This window comes from Mesorhizobium sp. ES1-3, from assembly GCF_020164795.1.
Lineage (GTDB): Bacteria > Pseudomonadota > Alphaproteobacteria > Rhizobiales > Rhizobiaceae > Mesorhizobium.
The window spans coordinates 51682-70230 of record NZ_JAIUGW010000025.1; the positions used below are offsets into that span (position 1 = coordinate 51682).

Consider the following 18549-nt stretch of genomic DNA (forward strand, 5'->3'; position numbering starts at 1 on the left):
CTGGAGAAACCAACATGGCTTTGAAATCCGGAAAGAAATGCCGCTCGGCCGCAGCCCTGCTCGCCCTTGCAATCACCGCCGTCGAGATCGCCGGCACCTCCGTGCCGGCGCTGTCACTCGTCAGCACCGCCGAGGCCCGAATCGGAGCGCCGTGGACGCCACGCAGCGCGGCCGGTGTTGCCCGCCGCACCGCCACGTGGCGCGTGTTGCGACACACCACGGCCTGGGTCGCGACACTGCCTGCTGGCTGCGTCCGCACCAAGGTCAACGGCTTCGATGTCTGGCGCTGCGGCGGCACTTACTACCGGCTCTATCAGGGCCGCTACATCGTGGTCGTGGCCGATTGATCGGCCTCGGGCGGAATCTCGCCGAGGGCAAGCCTAACGCCCTCGGCGAGATGCTCGGCATCGGCCCGGTTTTCGAACGGCACGCCGCGCAAGGCATAATCAAGCGGCGAGAACGGATCGCCCTCCCCGATCAGGGCGATCTGGCGCCGCGCCTTCTCCATTTCGCCCATCTGGGCATAGCAGGCCGCCAGCCGGGTGCGAATCCATGGCGCCGGACGCGTCGCCAGTTCCAGCGCATCGGCCGCCTGCCGGTATTCCCCCATCATGTAGAGCGCCAGCGCGCGGTCGAACTGGTACCAGTGTGGGTGCAAGGGATCGACGCGGATGCCGCGCGCCAGCCAGGTCAGCGCCTCCAGTGGCCGGCCGCGCATGGTCAGCAGCATACCCATCTGCTCGATACTGTCGGCATCGTAGGGATTGAGTTGGAGCGCGATGCGCATGTGATGCTCGGCCGCCTCGTGATCACGCATATAGAGGCGGATCAGCGACTGCACCCGGTGTCCCGTCGGCTGGTCCGGCGACAGCGCCAGGCCCTTGTCGGCAAGATCGCGCGCGTTTTCCAACACGGCGTCGCTGGCACGCCCGAATTCGCCGTCCAATGCCCGCACAAGCGCGAGATAGGTATAGGCGAGGCCATAGTTCGGGTCCTTGGCGATCGCCGCTTCGAACAGTGCTTCGGCGCCTCGCTGGTCGGTCTGGGCTGGATCGCGCAGCATCGCGAAGCCGCGCAACAAAAGCTCATAGGCCGCGAGGCTGGTGACCGGCTTGCGCGACGCCTGCTCCAGCCCGGCATTGGCGACACGCGTGACCAGCCGGCTGACGATCTGCTCGACGATCTCGCGCTCGATCGCGAACAGGCCGTCGCCCTGTGATTGGAAGCGGTCGCCCCAGAGCTGGCTGGCGGTGGCTATGTCGACCAGGCTGACCGCGACCACCACATGCTCGCCCTGGCGGCGCAGCGACCCTTCGACCAGATAGTCGGCGCCGATGCGGGCTCGGATCTGCGGCCACTCGGCGCGGCCGAAGGAAGCGAAGGAGAAGCTTGAGTTCCGCGCGAGCACCGTAACCGTGCCGAAGCGGGCGACGCCGTTGATCAGGTCCTCGGCGAATCCGTCGACCATCGCCTCGTCGGCCGGATCGCCACTCTCATTGCGGAAGCGCACCACGGCGACGATCGGTTGGGCGTTGATCTCGGGCGCTGCCTCGGCCTCGGCGGCCAGCATATAGCCGCGCTTGGAGACGGTACGCACCATTTCGTCGCCCAGCACCTTGCGGATTTCGCGCACCGACTGGGTCAGCGAATCCTCGGTGACGTAGACGCCCGGCCACACGACATCCATCAGTTCCGATTTTGGCACGACGCGGCCCATATTGCGCGCCAGGTGCGAAAGCAGCGCATAGGCTTTTGGTCGCAGGAACAGCGGCTCGTTGACGCCGCGCAGCGTGCCCATGGCAAGGTCGAGCGTGAACCCGCCGAATCGGAAGATCTGATCGGCCGTAGCCGTCGTCATCGGGACACCCCTTCCCGCGCGCCGTAGTCATTGCGCCATCGATTCCACTCGAGGCGGGAGCGACATCGTCATTATCGCTCAGACCGCAATTGCAATCAAATTGGCTATCGGCGCTTATCGTCCGGCAGCTGCAACCACAAGACACCAGTCCCAAACGCGACAAATGATGCTGTAGGGCTCGCCCGGTTGGGGGGAGCGGATGCTACTTCGAACGGCTCAAACAAAGCGCCAAGCTGCCGTTCAGAAGGTGTAGGGGTGCGCCGATTCACGTTGAACGAAGGCGCACGTGCCAGAAGGTCGATGCCTTAGCCTACTCTAAACCCGAATCTCGTGTCCCACTTTGTCCATGAGCATCCGCAACTCGGGCTGGGACGAGAGCCAGAAAGTTCGAAAAGCTTCCAGGAACCCCAGTCACTTAATTCTCGAATGTTATCAGGCCATTAGTCAGCACAAAGGCTTGTTGCCTGCCTTTTCATGTCGCGCTCATGTTGCAAGCCCTACCGTTGATTTCCAACGCTTCCCGCTCACTGTAGGCAACTCCACGCAACATGGAACGCGACATGGCGCGACATAGAACGGCATGGCAAGACGGTCAGCCTTTTCGCTCAATTCTCTTTCGATCAATCGTTCCGTAGTTAGGAATGCAAGTGAAGAACACAGGTCGTTGGTCCCTCCCCGCCTGCTTGCAGCGATCGCAGCGGAACACCTTCACCAAGTCATTGTGCATGGCGCCGTGGTCGAGCCCCAGGCGGGCGCCCAGGGCCTCAAGCTCGAGCTGGGTGGAATGATTACACATGGGATGACCGCAAGTGACGTAGAACGTCTCACGGGCGCGAATGGCGTCGGCGATGGTCTTGGACATTGTGCGGCCTCAGAATTAAGAAATCGCCGCGCCGGGAATATGTTCCTATGGGTGAATGATTGGCAAGAGCGTTGCCTGACGGAACCGGCGGCCATCAACAAACGTTCTGTCGCATGCTCAAGAAAATCGCCTTTGCCGCCGTGCTGCTTCAAGTCGCTGCCTTCTCGGCTCTCCTTACACAGACATTCCTCCTTGGGTCGACGGCCACGCAAGCGGCCAGTGTGCAAGGCAAGCCCGCTGTCGCCGTCACAGACACGGCATGCGCCAAGGCTACATGGCCCGATATTCCTGTTCACTGCCTGGACCGGGTTCAAGCGAGAGCGCAATAGAAAGGCCGGGAAGCCGAAGCCGCCTGGCCTTGGTGGAGGAGAAACTTTCAGGCCGCTCGTTCGCCCAAGTCGTCAAGCACATCCCGGTTGGGAAACTGACTTGCTTGTGCATGACCGTTGCGCGATGTTTTTCGCCGCGCGGATACCTAGGGGATGCGACCATGGCGGATGACCTCGGGCAGGGGCTGCCAGTCGGCCGGCTTCAGCTTCATGCACCATTGCGGCCGACGGAAGCCCCAATGTTCAATCCCGACGAGATCGGAGCCGTCGAACCAGCATGTGACGTTGAGCTTGGCGAAGTGCAGGCACCTCGCCGCCCACCAGATTTTGTCGATCTCGAGGTCGACGGCGCCCTCTTTCCACGGCGTCCATCCCTTCCGGGCCGCTGGGTCAGATCACAATCGCGCATGGCCGCGGATATTGCATAAGTCGCGACTTACGCAGTGTGGCGGCGCACCCACGCCGACTTTAAGGGCACAGTCGACGGCAGGCGGACGTTGATGGTATTTCGTCACGACGGCCCCACGCCCGCCCTGCTCGACGATCTCACGCCTGCCGAGATCGCTCGGCTCTATCCGAGAAACGAGCTGTAAACGCTCAAGCTGAGCCACTCCAACCATTCGGCAATTCGGGCTGGTGGCGACCGGCACCGCCCGCCGACGTCTATCGACGACGGGGGTGGGGGCGATTGTGGGGTCCCACATGCGGGCGCTCTTTGTGTTCGAACGTCACCGAGGGCGGTTTCAACTGACAGCATCCGAACACCTCCTGTGATAACCCGGAATGGCAAGCAGGAGATTGTCCATGCCATAATCAACTGCCGCACGCTTCTCGCGTTAAGTGGAGCAGTAGTTGCCTTTGAACCGGCGTTGATGCAACGCCCTCGCCGAAGCTGCACGCACAGATCGCAGGCTGACTATCACGCCCATTTTCATCGCGCGATGAGCAGGAGGTAGGGACCCCGAGCGTGCCGATAGGCTCGAGCGAAAGGCGCTGCTGGCCGTCTGCTCTTTTCCTGCTATGAGCCGAGACGGTCGCCGATAAAGGTATCTCCGAGCGCCCCCCATCGCGGCAGGCCGGGGTTTGTCGGCGGTAGGGGCGGAGGGCGCTTGCGGGGTCCCTAAAATGACGAGCGTGGGCGCTAGAGCTGCTCAGGCTGGCGGCAGATGGCCGTCTCTCCCAGGTGCCGATCGGGTGGTGCATCGACGAGAACGGAGAGAGGCTATTTAAACTATCGAGGGACGGCCGTGGGCTACCGGGCGGTGGTTCCAATCATGGAGCAGTCGAACACCTGGCCGCCTGCCAAATAGGAGGCGAGCTTGGGTCGCGAGGCAAGGCCAGCGATTTCCCGAACCAGTTTTTGCCGAATTGCGACTTCGATCAGGTTGAGGTCGTCAATCCCGATCACGAATGCGTCTGGGCCACCAATGACGCAGTGCTCGTAGTAATGATCGAGATAGCGCGCGCCATAGGATTGAAAGGCGTTGGACCCACCGCGCCGCAGCGACACGGGCAGGCCGTTGATAGTGATGCCGGAGCCTGTCAGTCGGTCCCGTATCGGTGCGACCGGCAGACCGGCATTGTTGGGACCATCTCCCGAAATGTCGATCACCCGGCGTGCGGCTACGGTTCGGCTCTGCGAAAAAAGCTCGCCGGCCAACAGAATCGCGCCCGAAATGGAGGTCCCAGGTTGCGCGTTATTAATAGGCTGGATCGCTAAGGCGTCGGCGAACTGTCTTGCGTCTGCGTAGCTACCGATAGTCGTCCAGGGCACGAGAACGCGCTGATAGTTCGGCCCAGCCCATTCGAGATACGAAACCGCGATCGTCCCACGAGCGCCCAATCCTATGGCTCTCGCAAGGTCCGCGTGCCGAAATGCATTGACGTAACCGTCGCGCTGAATCCGTTGCTCCGACAGGCTCATCGAGGATGAGACGTCCACGGCAAGGACCAGTTCAAGGTCGACGCCGAGCGTTTCGGGTTCGACCCCCGCCGATGGTGAGCAGGGATAGCTGGCAAGCAGCGTCAGTGCCATGAAGAATGCCCTTGTCAGCCGCTGTGTCTTCGGCCGATGCCGTCGAAATTTCTGGCCAAACAACGTTGTCATTCGGGATCCTCCCGGCGCCACAGGTGCGATCTTCGTAATCCAATGGGGAGTGTGCGTTGGCTAGCGTCTGCGCGCTTCACCCGATGGGGTGAGGAACGCCATTCAGGGTCGTGAAGGCGTTCGCAGGCGTGATAGCAGCGCAGTGAGCTCGGCCTGGCGATGCGTTCCCGTTTTGGTGAGGATCGCCCGGAGTTGGGTTCGCGCCGTTTCGCGACCAATCGCCAATCGGGCGCTCGCCGCATCGATACCATCGCCCGAGCTCAGGCTTGCGGCCAGTCGCGCTTCGGCCGCCGTGAGTTGAAATGTTTGACCGAGCAACCGTTCCGATGGCACCCGTTCCCTCACAAGGTCGGTGAAGCAAAGCAGAAAGTCCCCGCCATTGAAAAGGTCGCGCACGAATGAAGTCATCGGCACGACCTCGGCTAGAAGCCAGAACGATCCGTCGCGGGCGATGACTTCAGGCTCAACCAGTAACGGGCCCTCCAGTGCGCTTGAGACGGCAGCCCCGATCATGCGCTGCAGACGAGTATCGCTCTCCCGATCCGCAGCGTGGATGCGGCCGTGGCGGACCACAAGACCGGAGCCGAACAAAGCATCCGCATGCTCGTTGCAACGCATCAGGCAGCCACGACGATCAAGCAGCGCGGCGCCAAAATTGAACTGGTCAAGAACAGCCAGCGTCGGGTCCAACGAAACTTGCCATATCTTCTCGGCAAGGCTGATGATCCGCCTCAGATCCGGTACCACCCGCAGGAAATGGCCCGCCTCGGACAAATCGAAGGCCCCGCTGGGGGCATCACGGAACATCGACAGGAACCACTTGTGTCTCTTCACCACAAAGTAGACGGCTGCCCACCACTCGCGGTGCCCAGGGCGTGCTATTTCCTGATAGTAGGGTAGAAAGCTTCTCTCCTCGGGGGTGGTGAGTTCGTCCTCGACGGTGAAGCAGATTGCGGGTTTCGCCAGCAGCTTCAACCTCTCGCAACGGGGATCGGGAGCACCTCCGATGTTGTTGAGCCAGAGCTCCGAAAATTCAGCATGTTCCGTCGAATCCGGTGTCGGTGTGGTCCGCTTGCGCTGGTCGCTCCGGAAAGGGTGGGTGTCGTCACATGCGCGGATGACACAACTCGTAGCGCCTAGGGCATCGGCAAGGTTTTGAAGCGCCTCTGGCCACCGCCCGAATTCGAAAGCGGCGTCGTAGCAATCCTCGATCGCGGGCGCGATTGCCCTATTGGCAGCCATATAAGTCTACCCTGATGATGGATGGGCCACCACACGCGTTCATAAGTACCACAGATCCACCAAAATCAAGAACCCCGGTCGGATCTTCGGGGTCGCAACGGCTAGCTATTTAATCCGCACAAAAATGTTGAGATCGATGTCCGCCGGCAAAGATTGGCTCTTGACGCGAACCGGCTCGAGAAATCGGCGGCTTTGCGCCCAAAAGTCGGCCGTTGAAGTGAGCTCTGCCGACGCCTGAAAGCCGACCTCGACGGCGACAAGGCTGGAGGTCGTGGTTGCGCCGCGTGTCGCGTTGAGTTCGGCCCTCGGAAAATCAGTTCTGCGCCCCTGAAGTGGACATTCGAGAGTCACCTCGCTCTGTGGAACACCCTCGACAACCGTGTGGCGCGGGCCTAGCATGGGCTTAACGGGCGGAGACCGGCAATGCTCAGTCGGCGCGACTTATTCTCACGGTTTCTTCGGGGTCTCGGAGCCATATCGGTTATCAATTTCGGGGCGGTTGCTTCCGCACTCGCCGGCTCGCGACCCCGGTTGCGCGTTGGAGCTGCCCTCCAGGCACCTGTGTCCTGGGCCGAGGACTGCTCATTCGTCGTCGGCGTTCGTTCGAGCCTGCAAAATTCGGATGATCCGATGTCGCCAAACAATGTGCGGACCGCACTCTGCCCGTTGTGCAACAGCTATGTCCACATCACTGCGACCGAGGCGACACGCGTCCAGTCACCAATAGCTTAGGGCTTCGTAGCGATTGGATCTTGCCTGGCAACGCTGTAGTCACTCGGCTTATCGCTCCCCGGAAGCTTGCCAGGAATAAGCGCAGACGGATCGAAAAGGGCGCTCTTGTCGGGCTTTGGAATTCCGTACACCAGCAAGCCCGAAACGTGTGCGGCTGCAAATGAGGTTCCCGAGCAAACGTTTGTCTGGCCATTCGGGTTCGCGACGTTGCCCGGCCATAGCGATCGGATCTTCACGCCGGGCGCAGCGAAATCAGGCGGTCCTATCTGGATGCCGCTAGTCATGTCGATGTTGCCGTTTCCATAAGCGGAAAAGTTCCAGAACACGTCCGTCTTCTTCACCGCAGAAACGGTGATCACTGCGCCAGTCGGAGTGCCAGTGGAAGGAAACCGGTATCCGCCAACACGAGCGGGAGAGATGGTCTGCACGTATCCCGAACCGCCAATGACGTCCGTATTTCCGGCAGCAACCGAAACAAAAAGCTGCTTGCTTTGCGCAAGATCCCGCAGAAGGGCTTCAATCTTCGATTCCGGACTGGGCTCTGTCGTTCCAGACGTAGCCCCGGGTACATACAGCGGATTGTAATAGGCTCCAAAGCTCACGTTCACAACATCGCCTGCGGCGGCGTATGTCTTGACATACTGAAGGGCCGTGAGCGCATTGCTTAACAGGTCGACCGGATATGATGCGGTAAATATTCGCAGCGCGCGTATCTTGATCCCCGGAGCCACTCCAATCAGTTCTAGATTGTTTCCTTTTTTTGCGCCGATTATCCCGGCCACCATGGTTCCGTGTCCGATTGGATCGGTGGCCGTTTCGGAAACGCAACTCGTTGTGCAAAGTCGCTGCTCGACGATCTGCAATTCGTTGGCGATATCTGACCCAGGGCCGACGCCGCTGTCGACAATCCAAACGGTTTTCGTCAGCGCGCTCGCATCCTCAGGACTGGGGTTGACCCGCTTGATGTTCTTAGGGAGAGACTCCGTAGTGGAGATGGCTTTTTGATCGTCTTCGTCCCCGCACTCGGAGCCCATGCCGAAAATCAGCGAATTTGAGCTGATCTCGCCTATTTCGAGGATTTTCTCTTCAGCCACCCGAGCGCGCGCGGTCGCGGCTGATATGGGAAGTGTGAGCGCGCTGAGCGAATACAGATTGCCTACGTTATCGGAGAAATACTTATCCCCTCCGTTTTGACCGATGAAGGCTTCCCCGAGAATTGTTCGCGCTATCTGGTTGACGTCAGCCTCGGTGTAATCCTTTCCGCTTTTGAGCCATATGATTGACGTGTTGTCAGCCTTGGCCTGCATCTCGGAAATCACGTTGCCAGGGATAGGCTCCAGCGGGGTCGCGCCAGATGACTCCTCACCTGCGTTCGCAAGCGGCGCGTTTGCAAGGATCAGGCATGCGACGAACAGAGTCGGTAAGCAGCGCATGCCAAACTCCCACCGGGCCGATTGCCCAAGTCGCCAATTCGCAATAGAGTAATTTGAAAAGGTGGGCGTGGCAATAATGTCTCACCGTCCTTGCCCGATTTCTCAAGCGGCGGCTTGGGAGACATTTCAGCGGGTTGCTCGTTTGACGGGCTCATGGTGTCTGCCGGTTACAGATAGGGGGATTTGATGGCACGGGCCAGGGCAAAGCGTAATCGGCAGCAGACGGAAATCGCGCAGGCCATAATCGCGGAGTGGTTTCGAGTACTGCCGGAAAGTTCCGGGTTCATCGGAGCCATGGACGACTACTCACTCACTGCGGCCTTTAATGACATTCTTGACAGGCCAGCACTGGCCATAATCGATGATCCGACCGTCGTGAAGATAGTCGTGCCGCTGCCCCCGGCGGGCATTGCAACGCGTGACCAACTCAGGGACTACCTTGCACGCAATCAGGATTTCGTTGTCGGAATGAGCGCGGCAGCCCTCTTCGGCTGCGGTCGATAGAGCGCGGATACCCTGTGAGACCGGCTTCTATCTGGGAAGGCCGGCCTTCTCCATGTCTCTCGCGAACGCGGCCAGCAGGGCTTCATCCGCAAATGGCCTGCCGTGCGACCACTCCGTCACCGTGAATTTCGGGTCTAGGTCCAGCATACGGCTCGCCGCCCGAAGCGCTTCACTGACCTTGTCCTGACGTACCAACGCGACCGTTAAAGCAAGCCACGCTCTAACGTAACCGGGATGCGATGCGACGACCTCGCGGCAAATCAGTTCAGCCTCTTTGGCTCTCCCCACCGCCAGATTGGAGAGTGCAAGATTGGCCGATATCCAAGGCGAGACATGGTGGCTCAGCGAAGCGGCGCGATTATAGGCCCGAATGGCGGCAGGGTAGTTGCCGAGCAGATCCATGAGCGCGCCCTGGTATCCTACGATTTCTGGACTGTGACCCGCGATCGCGACGGCATCATCCATGGCCCGCTGCGCCTCCTGAGGCTTCCGCTGAAGCAATCGCAAGAATGCCAGCAGAGCCAGCACGTCCGAATGGCCGGCGTCAATGCGCGAGGCACGCTCGTATAGAAGTTGGGCCTCTTGGATCGCTTCCTGGTCGTTCTCTGCCCAGCCCAGACGCACCTCGTCGAGATAGCAGAACCCGAAAGCCACCAGGGCGCACAGGTAGGTGGGATCCATGGTCAGTGCACTGGAATAGAACTCCTTCGCCCGCCGATGCCCCTCCCGTGTGTATCGGCGCTCCTCGTCATGACCTCGCTGAAAGGTCTCCCACGCCAAACCACTGCGTGTTCCACGTTTCCAAATCTGCGCCTGTTCCCCGTCGGTCAGCGCCAATTGCAAGGCAGATACGACTTCCGAGGCAATCTGGTCCTGGGCATCGAAGCTGTCGCGAAGATCGTAGTCATATCGCTCGGCCCAGATGGTCGCGCCGTCAGACACCGAAATCAGCCGAGGCATGATCCGGAGATGCTGGCCCCGCGTGCTGATGCTCGATCGCAAGACATAATGGGCCTTGCCTCGCACCACGGCGGTCGTATCTCGAACCGAGATCGAATTGGTGAGCCGCGCCAAGACAAGATGAATCTCATCTTGCAGAGATGACGCGACGAACCGCGCCGATTGCGAGTCGTCTTGCGGCTCAAACGGTTGAATTTCAACAATCGGCTTTACAATATTCTCTCTATATTGCTGAATGTCCTTTAGAAAGTCTGAGTTATACTCCTCCGATTTGGAACTTGCAACACGGTATATGCTAATGCTCTCGCTAATATTCTTCAGGCGCTTAGAACCAATACTTTCGGTAACCACTGAAAACCCATCAGGAAATCGCCGAACGACCTCGTCGGACATAAGTATCTGGCCGGGCGCCGCTACTCCCTGAATGCGGGACGCAACGTTGACTGCATGTCCATAGATGTCGCCATCGATTTCAAAAACCTCTCCGAACGCAATTCCAACCCGCCAGCGACTATCTTGCAGCCTATTTTCGAGAAGCGCTGATTGTGCTGCTATGCCAGCAACCGCTGCATCCGAAGCAGACTCGAAAGCTGCCAAGACGAAGTCACCCGGAGTTGAAACTATCCGTCCGCCATTTGCCTTGAGCGCCTTCACAAACGCGTTGCGCGACATGACGAGATTACGGACGCCCGTCTCGGGGTTCCGGAAGACGGACTCGCTGTATCCGACCATGTCACCGGCCAGGATGAAGAGTTCTTTCCGCGTCTCGGCCACGATCGTATCGGACGCCGTGGGCTGGGCCAGAGTTCCACCCGAGGCGGCCTCGCCAGATACTATCGTTTGCACGTCAGCCCGAATTGTTGGTTATGTTGCACCGCAGAAGTCATCCTACCTACAAATCGGCGTGTTAGCCAGTTGGAATGCAGCTTCGGCATGGCCGGGACATCGCCGGCGAAGCTCCACATGAGGTCGCGAAAGGCGCAGAGGTTCCCTTTGCTCACGTTCGCCAGCCCGCCTGCAGTACTGCCGCTGCCCACGGGATGTCCCTTTCACGTCGCCGCCGCCGTATTGGCACCGGACCACACCGGCCGCCGACGCCTGGTTTCTGGGCGCGCCCGGACCGCAGACGGGGCCTTCAATCGGACGGTGATGGAAGGCATCGAGCGCAGCAGTGCCGTATATACCGGCCGCGAACAGGTCGTCGTGGCCACTTTCGATGAGATCCAAGGTTCGGCAATAGATCCTCGGGACCTCTTGAAGTATTCGCCCCGACAGTTGGACCATGCGGAGGTTTGGAACTCCAGCGCTGATCGAGACCAATGGATCCCCGGGCCTTTCAACACTGGGCGAGCGATATCATGGTTGGAGATCGAGCATGTCTCAACAGGAAATCGAGGATATGCGCCGGCAGCGTATTGTCTGCTTTCATACCCGAATTGTTACGATATCGGATTTTGTTTGGCAGACAGTTCGGGGCTTGCCGCTGGCCTAAATAGAGAAGAGGCGACGCTACGTGCGGTTCTCGAGCTTGTTGAACGCGATGCGGTATCCATATGGTGGTATAATCGCCTTAAATTGCCGGAAGTCACGATACCGCAAAGTCAGGAAGAGTTGGTGAGGTTGTTTCGTAGCTGGTTGCGGACACTTCGTCGGAAGCTTCATTTGATTGACCTGACCAATGATCTTGAGATCCCGGTTGTCGCCGCGCTGGCATACGGCGAGGATGGCAAAGGATTCTGGTTTGGTTCCGCTGCTGGCCCGGATCTGCATCAGGCCATTGAGGGTGCTCTGGGAGAGGTCTGCCAGTTCATGCTTTCCGCCAATTTCGCACGGCCGATGTCTGCCGCCAGGCAGGCGATCCCACCGAATTTCGTCGCTTGGGCTGCTGCCGCGTCGTTGCGACGAAACCGCCATTTGACGCCCTCAGGTCGGCTTGACCATCGCCGTGAGCACGCCGGGCCGGAGGACGTTCTTGGCAAACTCAGGTCAAAGGCCGTTGACCTGTTCGTTGTGTGCTTGTCCCGCGACGATGCGCCAACCGTCGTCCGCGTCCTCGCACCTGCGCTTCGCCCGATTTGGCCCCGATACGCCGAGGGCCGGCTGTTCGAGGTTCCGGTAGCCATGGGCGCGCGCAAGAGACCTATTTCAGAATCGGACCTTAATCCGACGGCTATTTTGTACTGACCTCGGCCCGCGTTGTCTAGGAGTTCACCGGCTTTGGACAGGTCACGCACTCGGACCGTCAGCGTGTTGCTCACTTGGTAGCGACGAGTTTCGTCTTTTGCTTGCCCATGAGTGGTTCACGGAAGGGCGCGTGACTTGCCGGACCCAAAGGCGCTGCTCGCTGGGCGCCGAATAGCTGCTCGGGCGGCCCCTTTTCCTCGATCAGCCCGTTGTAGAGATTAGACGACGTGGCTCGCTACCCCAATGCGTTGGGCATCCATCCACACCGCCTCGGCGGGCTCGCGCGTCGAGAAGAGGTAGTTTTCGTCCCAGACCGGCGTCTTTGGCATGCAACAGCCACAGGTTGTTGGTGCCCCTTGCGAAGCTGGCGGGCGGGGTGCGGGGCAGCCGCCGCGACGACCGGAATGCCGCCCAGCGGGTCGGACAACTGGCGTAGAGGATGTGCGAGGATCGGCAGACTGTCTAGCTGCCGCCTCCAAATCGTGGTCAGTTCGAATAAGAAAGCGTGGCAAACCCGCCCGTGCCGATAACGCTCGTTGCCCATGCCCGGGGGCGTCGGAGGAAGAGAAGCGAGGATACGAAAACGTCGCGTTTGCCAAGGCCGCCGATTCTCAGCCCTCTATCATTTTCGCCGGCTCCAACTCTATCGACGCCTTCACCGCACGCAGATCTGCCAGCATGTTCGTTGTTCCTGATCGTATTTGAACGACTCGAAAACGCTGATTGAGCTTTTGATTATGTGCTCCGACATCTCAGTAAGGTTGCGCTGCACAGTCAGCAGCTTAACGTACCGACCAGCCCTGGCGTGCAGCGCATCGTTCGCCGCGCACTCACCGCCATGGTTGCGCACGAGCGAAGCGAACTGCTTCATGCAGTAGGTGTGCAGACGGTCCAAAGCCGCCTGGGGCTTCTTTGAATCGAGATCACGACGGATCGCCGCAATCAGCTCGTCCAGTGTCTGACTTGGCTCGAACGCCTCAAATACTGATGAGTCAAATGTGATCGGGCGCGCCTTCAAAGATCGCGACAACGGAAAAGTAGTTATCTCTGATGCCGACGCTCGGCCACGACAAGGACTCGCGATATTCCCAAAGCTCGCGCAGCAACTTCGCAACTACTCCCGCAGGCGCCTTTTCGATGAACGATCGGAGCCGCTTCGCCTTGGACCTTCCCCTGGCGTCGAAATGGTTCGTAATGGAAGTATCTATACTCATCACTTCGAAGAAGAAGTCTGCAAATGTTCGGTCGCTGAAATCGAGGACATGGCCAGCATCCATAGCGAGTGCCTTTTCGAACGGATCGCGTAGGCGCCTTGGTATCCACTGCTCGTAGGTGCGGGACATCATCGATGATGCGTAGGCGGGGCTGCGACCGCTTGCAAGGTTGCCTCTGCCTGCTCGTGACGCGCCGCGAATCCCGGTATCGACCGAATGCCGAAGATGGAGCCCTGGCCACGGCAAGAGGGATCGCGAACGTCGTGTTTGCCGGACGGCGGTATGTGAAGCCCTCCTTCAAGCGTTTGCCAAGCGGAGGTGTTAAACGCCCGCCATCTCCCACGAATCCTCGCTTAAGGGGCAAGGTCTGCGATCTGACTGCGTCTTCATCAGCAGAGCGTCTCACACGCCACGCCGTCGCCGTCCCGGTCCAGCTTTCCGCCCCATGAGCAGTTCTGCAGATACCATTGGGCTTCGTCGCACGAACCGATCTGCTTGCACGTCCGCCGCGGCTCGCACGAATAGCCGCTCTGCGCGACAAGCTTGCGGCTGACGATGCCGAGCGGCTGGCGCGACGGCGCCGCGCCGTCGGCGTGCTCCGCGCGCCACTCCCAAGGCGCCTGAAACTTGCCAGCCCACACACCTACCTTGGCCGCCCCGGCCGTTGCCCGTTGGGCGGCGTAGGCGCCATGGCTGTAGCGCGGCCAATCCAGAGCCTGGCCGTGCTCGACCATCCAGGCGGCGACGCTGGCGCCATCAGCGCGCCAGCACTCCCCGACGAAGCGGTGATAGCGGTCCCAATCGACAAAGGTGCATTGCACCGGCTTGGAGGCTGCCAGGAAGCTGTCGAGCGCTTCGGCCGACCGCCGGCCACATGGATATTCGAATCCCCTGGCGTCGTCGCAATACTGCCGGCTCTCGGGCGCGTCGATGCCGTTGAAGCGGATACGCTGCCCGTGGATCTCGATCGTGTCGCCGTCGATCACCGACGCCACGCCGGCGATCAGTTCCGGCTTCGGCTCGAGCAAGTTCGACAGGTTGAGCTCCGGCAAACGGTCGCTGTGCTGCAGGAGCGTCTGCGCGGCCAATGCGCCGGCCGCAGTAACCGTGACAACGATCAGGCGAAGCGGGACGTTCGCCCATCTGCGTGCGCGCGAGCGCCTGGCGCCAGTTCGCCTTCGCCACTGATCAGACCGGTTGTCGTACCGATTTTTGTCCACGCCCCATGCTCCCCAAGGGGCAGAATGCGTCCGTCGCGACGAAGAGTCCAGAAGTGCCCAACCGGAGCGGAACATTGACCTATGCTGGTTGATGCCAGTGTACTCCAGAGCCTTGCCCGCCAGGTCCCACCCTGGCGGGCTTTTTATTGCGGGCTGGAACATGTGTCACAGACAAAGGTTTGGGAGCGGGCCGCTTTACACTCCCGGCGGTCCTCCCTTTGTGACCTGCCCGCTGGCTCCGGCCGGCGGGCTTTTTAGTGTTCGGGTCGGGAACAGCTCGACTAGTCGCAAGTTCGGGCGAAGGCGGCGCGGCGCGTCCGGTCTTTTCGCGACGATGGCCGGCCCGCGCCCTCCTTTGCGGGGGGCGCGGGCCTCAGTGGAACATGTGTCGCAGACAGATGTTCGGGAGCTGGCCGTCTACTCCGGGCGGCCCTCCACTCTGTCAGCTGCCCGCTGGCTCGGGCCGGCGGGCTTTTTGTTGCCGCAACATTCCGCACGCGGACAGCTTAGTTTCGTATACCTGTCGCGACGGCCCATGCCGTCTCCGAGTTCGGTTTTCGAACCTCCGTCTCGCTGAACCCGACACCTTGCAGAGCAGCTGTGATCTCGTCCGGATCACGTGGGGTGAAGATATCTGCTGGCATGTTCATCCGGTCCATATGCGCCTTGGGAAGGAAGCCCAAAACGATTCGCCCGCCAGGCCTGAGAACTCGTGCCAACTCAGCAGATCCGGCTTTCAGGCTTTGCCAGAAGTATACTGTGTGGACGCTGAGGGCTTTGTCGAATGTCGCATCCCGCAAGGGCAGCTTTTCAACCGCTCCGACGTGAAACTCGGCGCGTCCGGCGCGCACCACATTGGCAAACCGGCGAGCGGCGGCGCTCACCACATCAGGGGAGCGATCAACACCGCAGACGAATGACGCACCACGGACAAGGCCCGGCACTGCTGCGCCGCCGCCGAAACCGACTTCCAACACTCGATCCTCAGGAACCAGCTGCAATTGATCGAGAGCGAAGTTGTTCAGCCGGGCGTCGCCCCGGTTCATACCCTCTCGGATGAGCCAGCCGACGATACCAGCCGGCCAGGAAAGCTGTTTTGCTATGAACCTTGGCGCCATCTCATTTCCCCACCCATTCTGTCGTTGAGCCGCTGGCTCCGGCCGGCGGGCTTTTTGCGTTTCAGGGACCTTTGACGACTTCGGGCTTCAGCCGCTCATGCCTCGACTGCTCGTGCCACATCACCTGACGCAGATCGTGCATGTCGACCGGCTGTCCGCAGATGGGGCAATTGTAGACATCTTGCTCGTCGGCGGCATCTGATTCACGCTCGTGCCCCCCGATCGGTGAGCCGAGATCGGAGTGTTTCGTCCAATCTTCTGGACGCTCGTCAGGTCCGGCCAAACTGTATTCGTATACGGCGGCCTGGTCCTCATCGACCACCCGGAACCAATGATCCTGTCGTGCCCTCGGCAAGACCCTTTGACCCGCCGTCGCTTCGGCGGCTTTCATGGGATCGTTCTCCACGACGGTGCCAGATGACACGACCGTCTCGCCGTAGATCTCTTCGACCTGATACTTCGTCATCGTCGCCTCAATCCGATGGTGTGGTGGGCAACGTGGCGGCCCAAGCTTTGTTGCATCAGGCATTTGCAGTTTCGGAACAATTTTAGCTAAAGCTGATTGAATCGCCGGCAGCCGGTGTTTGACTGCTGCTGACCAACGTCCCTCCAGGACCTTGGTCGGCCCGCGCCAGGGGGTGTGGGCAGGCGCGGGCCATCCGCTTTCGGAGGCCTGGCAATGAGCACGCGCGGCATCAATTTCCTGGACCAGTGGATCGCGAGCAATGTTTCAGGGCTCGCAAGCTCCGACGTGATTTCGGTTGCTGAGGCAATCCAGAGGCTTTTTGCGGAGGCGAAGGCGATCGGAATCAGTAGCACCGAAATCGAAGAAGAGACCGGCAGCGTTTATGAGACGGTATTCGATGCCATCGTGCATCATGACGATCGGTTTCCGGAATGACGCTCAGGGCATGCGTTTGAAGTTCATCGATCCGCTGATGCCGACCTTGGTTGAGAAGCCTCCCGAGGGCGAAGGATGGATTCACGAGGTCAAGTTCGACGGCTACCGTTCGCAGATCATCAAGGATGACGGCGGTGTGCGGATCTTCACGCGGCGCGGACTCGACTGGACGGCCAAATACCGAGACCTCGCCAAAGCCGCCGCTGACCTCGATGTCGAAAGCGCCATCATTGACGGCGAGATCATCGTGTTGAACGAGGCCGGGCTGTCGGACTTCGGCGCACTGCGCAAGGCAATCACCAACCGGCAGCATGACCTGTATTTCGTTGCCTTCGACCTGTTGCACGTCAACGGCTACGATCTTCGCGACATGCCGCTGGAGGACCGGCGCGAGATCCTTGCCGAGATGATCCCCGAGGGGCAGCGCATCCAATTCAGCCAGGCGCTACCGGGCGAGGCGAGCGCCATCTTCCACCTGATCGACCTGGCCGGCATGGAAGGCATGGTCTCGAAGCGACGCGACAGCAAATATCGCAGCGGCCCGTCGACGAACTGGCTGAAAGCGAAATGCTATACGGTCGAGGAGTACGAGCTGCTAGGCGTTGAACGAGAACCCGGCAAGCCAGCTTTCGCCCTGATGGCCGATCGCAAGACGGGCCAATATGTCGGCTCCGCATTCATCAATTCCAGCCGGGCAATCCGCGATCGGCTGTGGAAACGTGTTCAGGAGCACGCAGGCCTGGCGCCGAAGGGCATGAAGCGGCCGGCGACGCAATGGGTGAAGCCCGGGATTATCGGCCGCGTGAAGCACTTGCGCGGCGAAGAGGATTTGCGGCACGCCTCGTTGCAGGATTTTCGGGAAGAGGATTAACATATGTAAGTGACCTCACGAGGCGGGGCACAGACGGTGATGTGTGCGTGTTGAGGATCATCCATAATGTCGGACAAAGGGAATGGCGGTGGCCCGTTCGAGGCCGCCATGGTTGCGGTTATGGCATTGGCGGCACTCGGAATTGCCGTGATCTTCGGGACGGCAGCATTGTGGCCCGGATAACTTTGCAGCCTATGCTTCGGTGTTCGGCAAATGCCCTCAGCTACGATGTCACTCCTGCCGATTTCTCGGGCCGTCACATCGGACGTCGAGCACATCATCAAGCTCTCACAGGAATACGACGCTCTGACACCTGATCCAGCAACGCTCTTAGCTGGTTGCCGGCTGATGGTCATCGCGAGTTGGGCTTTAATGCCAACCTATGTCACCGTCACCGAGGGGGATCTCATCTTTCAACAGCTGGCCGATGTCATGGAAGATCCAAGCGACAGCGGGGGTGTCGAAGGGAACCTTTGCCAAGATAAAGCCGGCAACAAGCACCGTGACTCTTTTGATCTCGTCTGGGATTCCCCTTATTGGCGAGCCATCATCTCGGTAAACGCCTTTTCGTGGCCACGAAAGCGATTGACTCTTAGTGACCCGTTTTCCCTTGAACGGTAAAGTGTCGAGGAATTCAGTTGCATGCGCCAAGGCTTCTTTGCGTTCACTCTCGGTGGCGCTCTCCCAAGCCGCCACCGCTACGCTCGGGAGGGAGTTGTCCCATTTCTTGTTCGCCATTTCGAACCTCCGCCGGAGGGGGGTGAGAATGCCGTTGAGTGCTCGTCCTTAAGGCTTTTTCTCCGGCTCTCTGTCGCGATGGTGAAATTTGCACAGCACGACATATTCCGGTTCTCCGGCCAAACCATGTGAGATTGGATCAGGCAGAGTGAGGATTTGATCGCTGAAATCACAGAGCGTTACTATTATGCTGGGCAGGTCCCGTGCGCTGGTATATGGCGACATCGCCATCTTGGCAATTCTCGACGCCGGAGAGCATCGCGCCCAGGGCGAGCA

Annotated in this window: 17 protein-coding genes; 5 read left to right on the top strand and 12 right to left on the bottom strand. The window is 60.0% G+C overall.

Annotated elements, in window-relative coordinates; translation table 11 throughout:
- The first annotated feature begins 14 nt into the window (after positions 1-14).
- On the top strand, positions 15-347 hold the full coding sequence (locus tag LB536_RS25650) for a hypothetical protein (protein WP_224597527.1): 333 nt from the start codon (positions 15-17) through the stop codon (positions 345-347).
- Here LB536_RS25650 and LB536_RS25655 read toward each other — a convergent pair.
- The 5 genes from LB536_RS25655 to LB536_RS25675 form a co-directional block, all read right to left on the bottom strand.
- Positions 323-1858, bottom strand: coding sequence for a winged helix-turn-helix domain-containing tetratricopeptide repeat protein (locus LB536_RS25655; protein WP_224597529.1), 1536 nt, complete (start codon positions 1856-1858; stop codon positions 323-325). The two genes, LB536_RS25650 and LB536_RS25655, sit on opposite strands and share 25 nt — an antisense overlap.
- A 592-nt stretch (positions 1859-2450) precedes the next feature.
- Positions 2451-2720 carry a hypothetical protein gene (locus tag LB536_RS25660; RefSeq protein WP_224597531.1) on the bottom strand — a complete coding sequence of 90 codons (270 nt, stop codon included), beginning with the start codon at positions 2718-2720 and terminating at the stop codon, positions 2451-2453.
- Positions 2721-4301: 1581 nt separating this feature from the next.
- A complete protein-coding gene (locus tag LB536_RS25665) occupies positions 4302-5156 on the bottom strand; it encodes a DUF1194 domain-containing protein (protein ID WP_224597533.1) in 855 nt (284 codons plus the stop codon).
- A 102-nt stretch (positions 5157-5258) separates the two neighbouring features.
- Positions 5259-6398, bottom strand: a complete 1140-nt coding sequence (locus LB536_RS25670) for a helix-turn-helix transcriptional regulator (RefSeq protein WP_224597535.1) — start codon at positions 6396-6398, stop codon at positions 5259-5261.
- Between the two features lie 728 nt (positions 6399-7126).
- Positions 7127-8563 (bottom strand): S8 family peptidase, encoded by a 1437-nt coding sequence (locus tag LB536_RS25675; protein WP_224597537.1) that lies wholly within the window; start codon positions 8561-8563, stop codon positions 7127-7129.
- A 186-nt stretch (positions 8564-8749) separates the two neighbouring features.
- Here LB536_RS25675 and LB536_RS25680 point away from each other — a divergent pair, with 186 nt between their 5' ends.
- Positions 8750-9067 (top strand): hypothetical protein, encoded by a 318-nt coding sequence (locus tag LB536_RS25680; protein ID WP_224597539.1) that lies wholly within the window; start codon positions 8750-8752, stop codon positions 9065-9067.
- Between the two features lie 27 nt (positions 9068-9094).
- Here the strand turns inward: LB536_RS25680 and LB536_RS25685 are convergent, their stop codons facing one another.
- Positions 9095-10801 (bottom strand): adenylate/guanylate cyclase domain-containing protein, encoded by a 1707-nt coding sequence (locus LB536_RS25685; protein ID WP_224597541.1) that lies wholly within the window; start codon positions 10799-10801, stop codon positions 9095-9097.
- Positions 10802-10990: 189 nt separating this feature from the next.
- Here LB536_RS25685 and LB536_RS25690 point away from each other — a divergent pair, with 189 nt between their 5' ends.
- Positions 10991-12211, top strand: a complete 1221-nt coding sequence (locus LB536_RS25690) for a YcaO-like family protein (protein WP_224597599.1) — start codon at positions 10991-10993, stop codon at positions 12209-12211.
- Between the two features lie 655 nt (positions 12212-12866).
- On the opposite strand, the gene LB536_RS25695 is transcribed toward LB536_RS25690, so the two are convergent.
- The 5 genes from LB536_RS25695 to LB536_RS25715 all read right to left on the bottom strand — a co-directional run bounded on the left by LB536_RS25695 (position 12867) and on the right by LB536_RS25715 (position 16229).
- A complete protein-coding gene (locus LB536_RS25695; protein WP_224597543.1) occupies positions 12867-13229 on the bottom strand; it encodes a hypothetical protein in 363 nt (120 codons plus the stop codon).
- Positions 13204-13554, bottom strand: coding sequence for a hypothetical protein (locus tag LB536_RS25700; RefSeq protein WP_224597546.1), 351 nt, complete (start codon positions 13552-13554; stop codon positions 13204-13206). The genes LB536_RS25695 and LB536_RS25700 overlap by 26 nt, the downstream gene beginning before the upstream one ends.
- A 260-nt stretch (positions 13555-13814) precedes the next feature.
- The gene (locus LB536_RS25705; RefSeq protein WP_224597549.1) at positions 13815-14513 is read right to left on the bottom strand and encodes a thermonuclease family protein; all 699 of its coding nucleotides are present in this window, start codon (positions 14511-14513) and stop codon (positions 13815-13817) included.
- Between the two features lie 638 nt (positions 14514-15151).
- The gene (locus tag LB536_RS25710) at positions 15152-15763 is read right to left on the bottom strand and encodes a class I SAM-dependent methyltransferase (protein WP_224597552.1); all 612 of its coding nucleotides are present in this window, start codon (positions 15761-15763) and stop codon (positions 15152-15154) included.
- A gap of 61 nt (positions 15764-15824) precedes the next feature.
- The gene (locus LB536_RS25715) at positions 15825-16229 is read right to left on the bottom strand and encodes a hypothetical protein (protein ID WP_224597555.1); all 405 of its coding nucleotides are present in this window, start codon (positions 16227-16229) and stop codon (positions 15825-15827) included.
- 213 nt (positions 16230-16442) lie between these two features.
- Here LB536_RS25715 and LB536_RS25720 point away from each other — a divergent pair, with 213 nt between their 5' ends.
- Both LB536_RS25720 and LB536_RS25725 read left to right on the top strand, forming a co-directional pair.
- On the top strand, positions 16443-16664 hold the full coding sequence (locus tag LB536_RS25720) for a hypothetical protein (RefSeq protein ID WP_224597558.1): 222 nt from the start codon (positions 16443-16445) through the stop codon (positions 16662-16664).
- A gap of 10 nt (positions 16665-16674) precedes the next feature.
- A complete protein-coding gene (locus LB536_RS25725) occupies positions 16675-17535 on the top strand; it encodes an ATP-dependent DNA ligase (RefSeq protein ID WP_224597561.1) in 861 nt (286 codons plus the stop codon).
- A gap of 369 nt (positions 17536-17904) precedes the next feature.
- On the opposite strand, the gene LB536_RS25730 is transcribed toward LB536_RS25725, so the two are convergent.
- A complete protein-coding gene (locus LB536_RS25730; RefSeq protein WP_224597563.1) occupies positions 17905-18273 on the bottom strand; it encodes a DnaT-like ssDNA-binding protein in 369 nt (122 codons plus the stop codon).
- Positions 18274-18549: the final 276 nt, after the last annotated feature.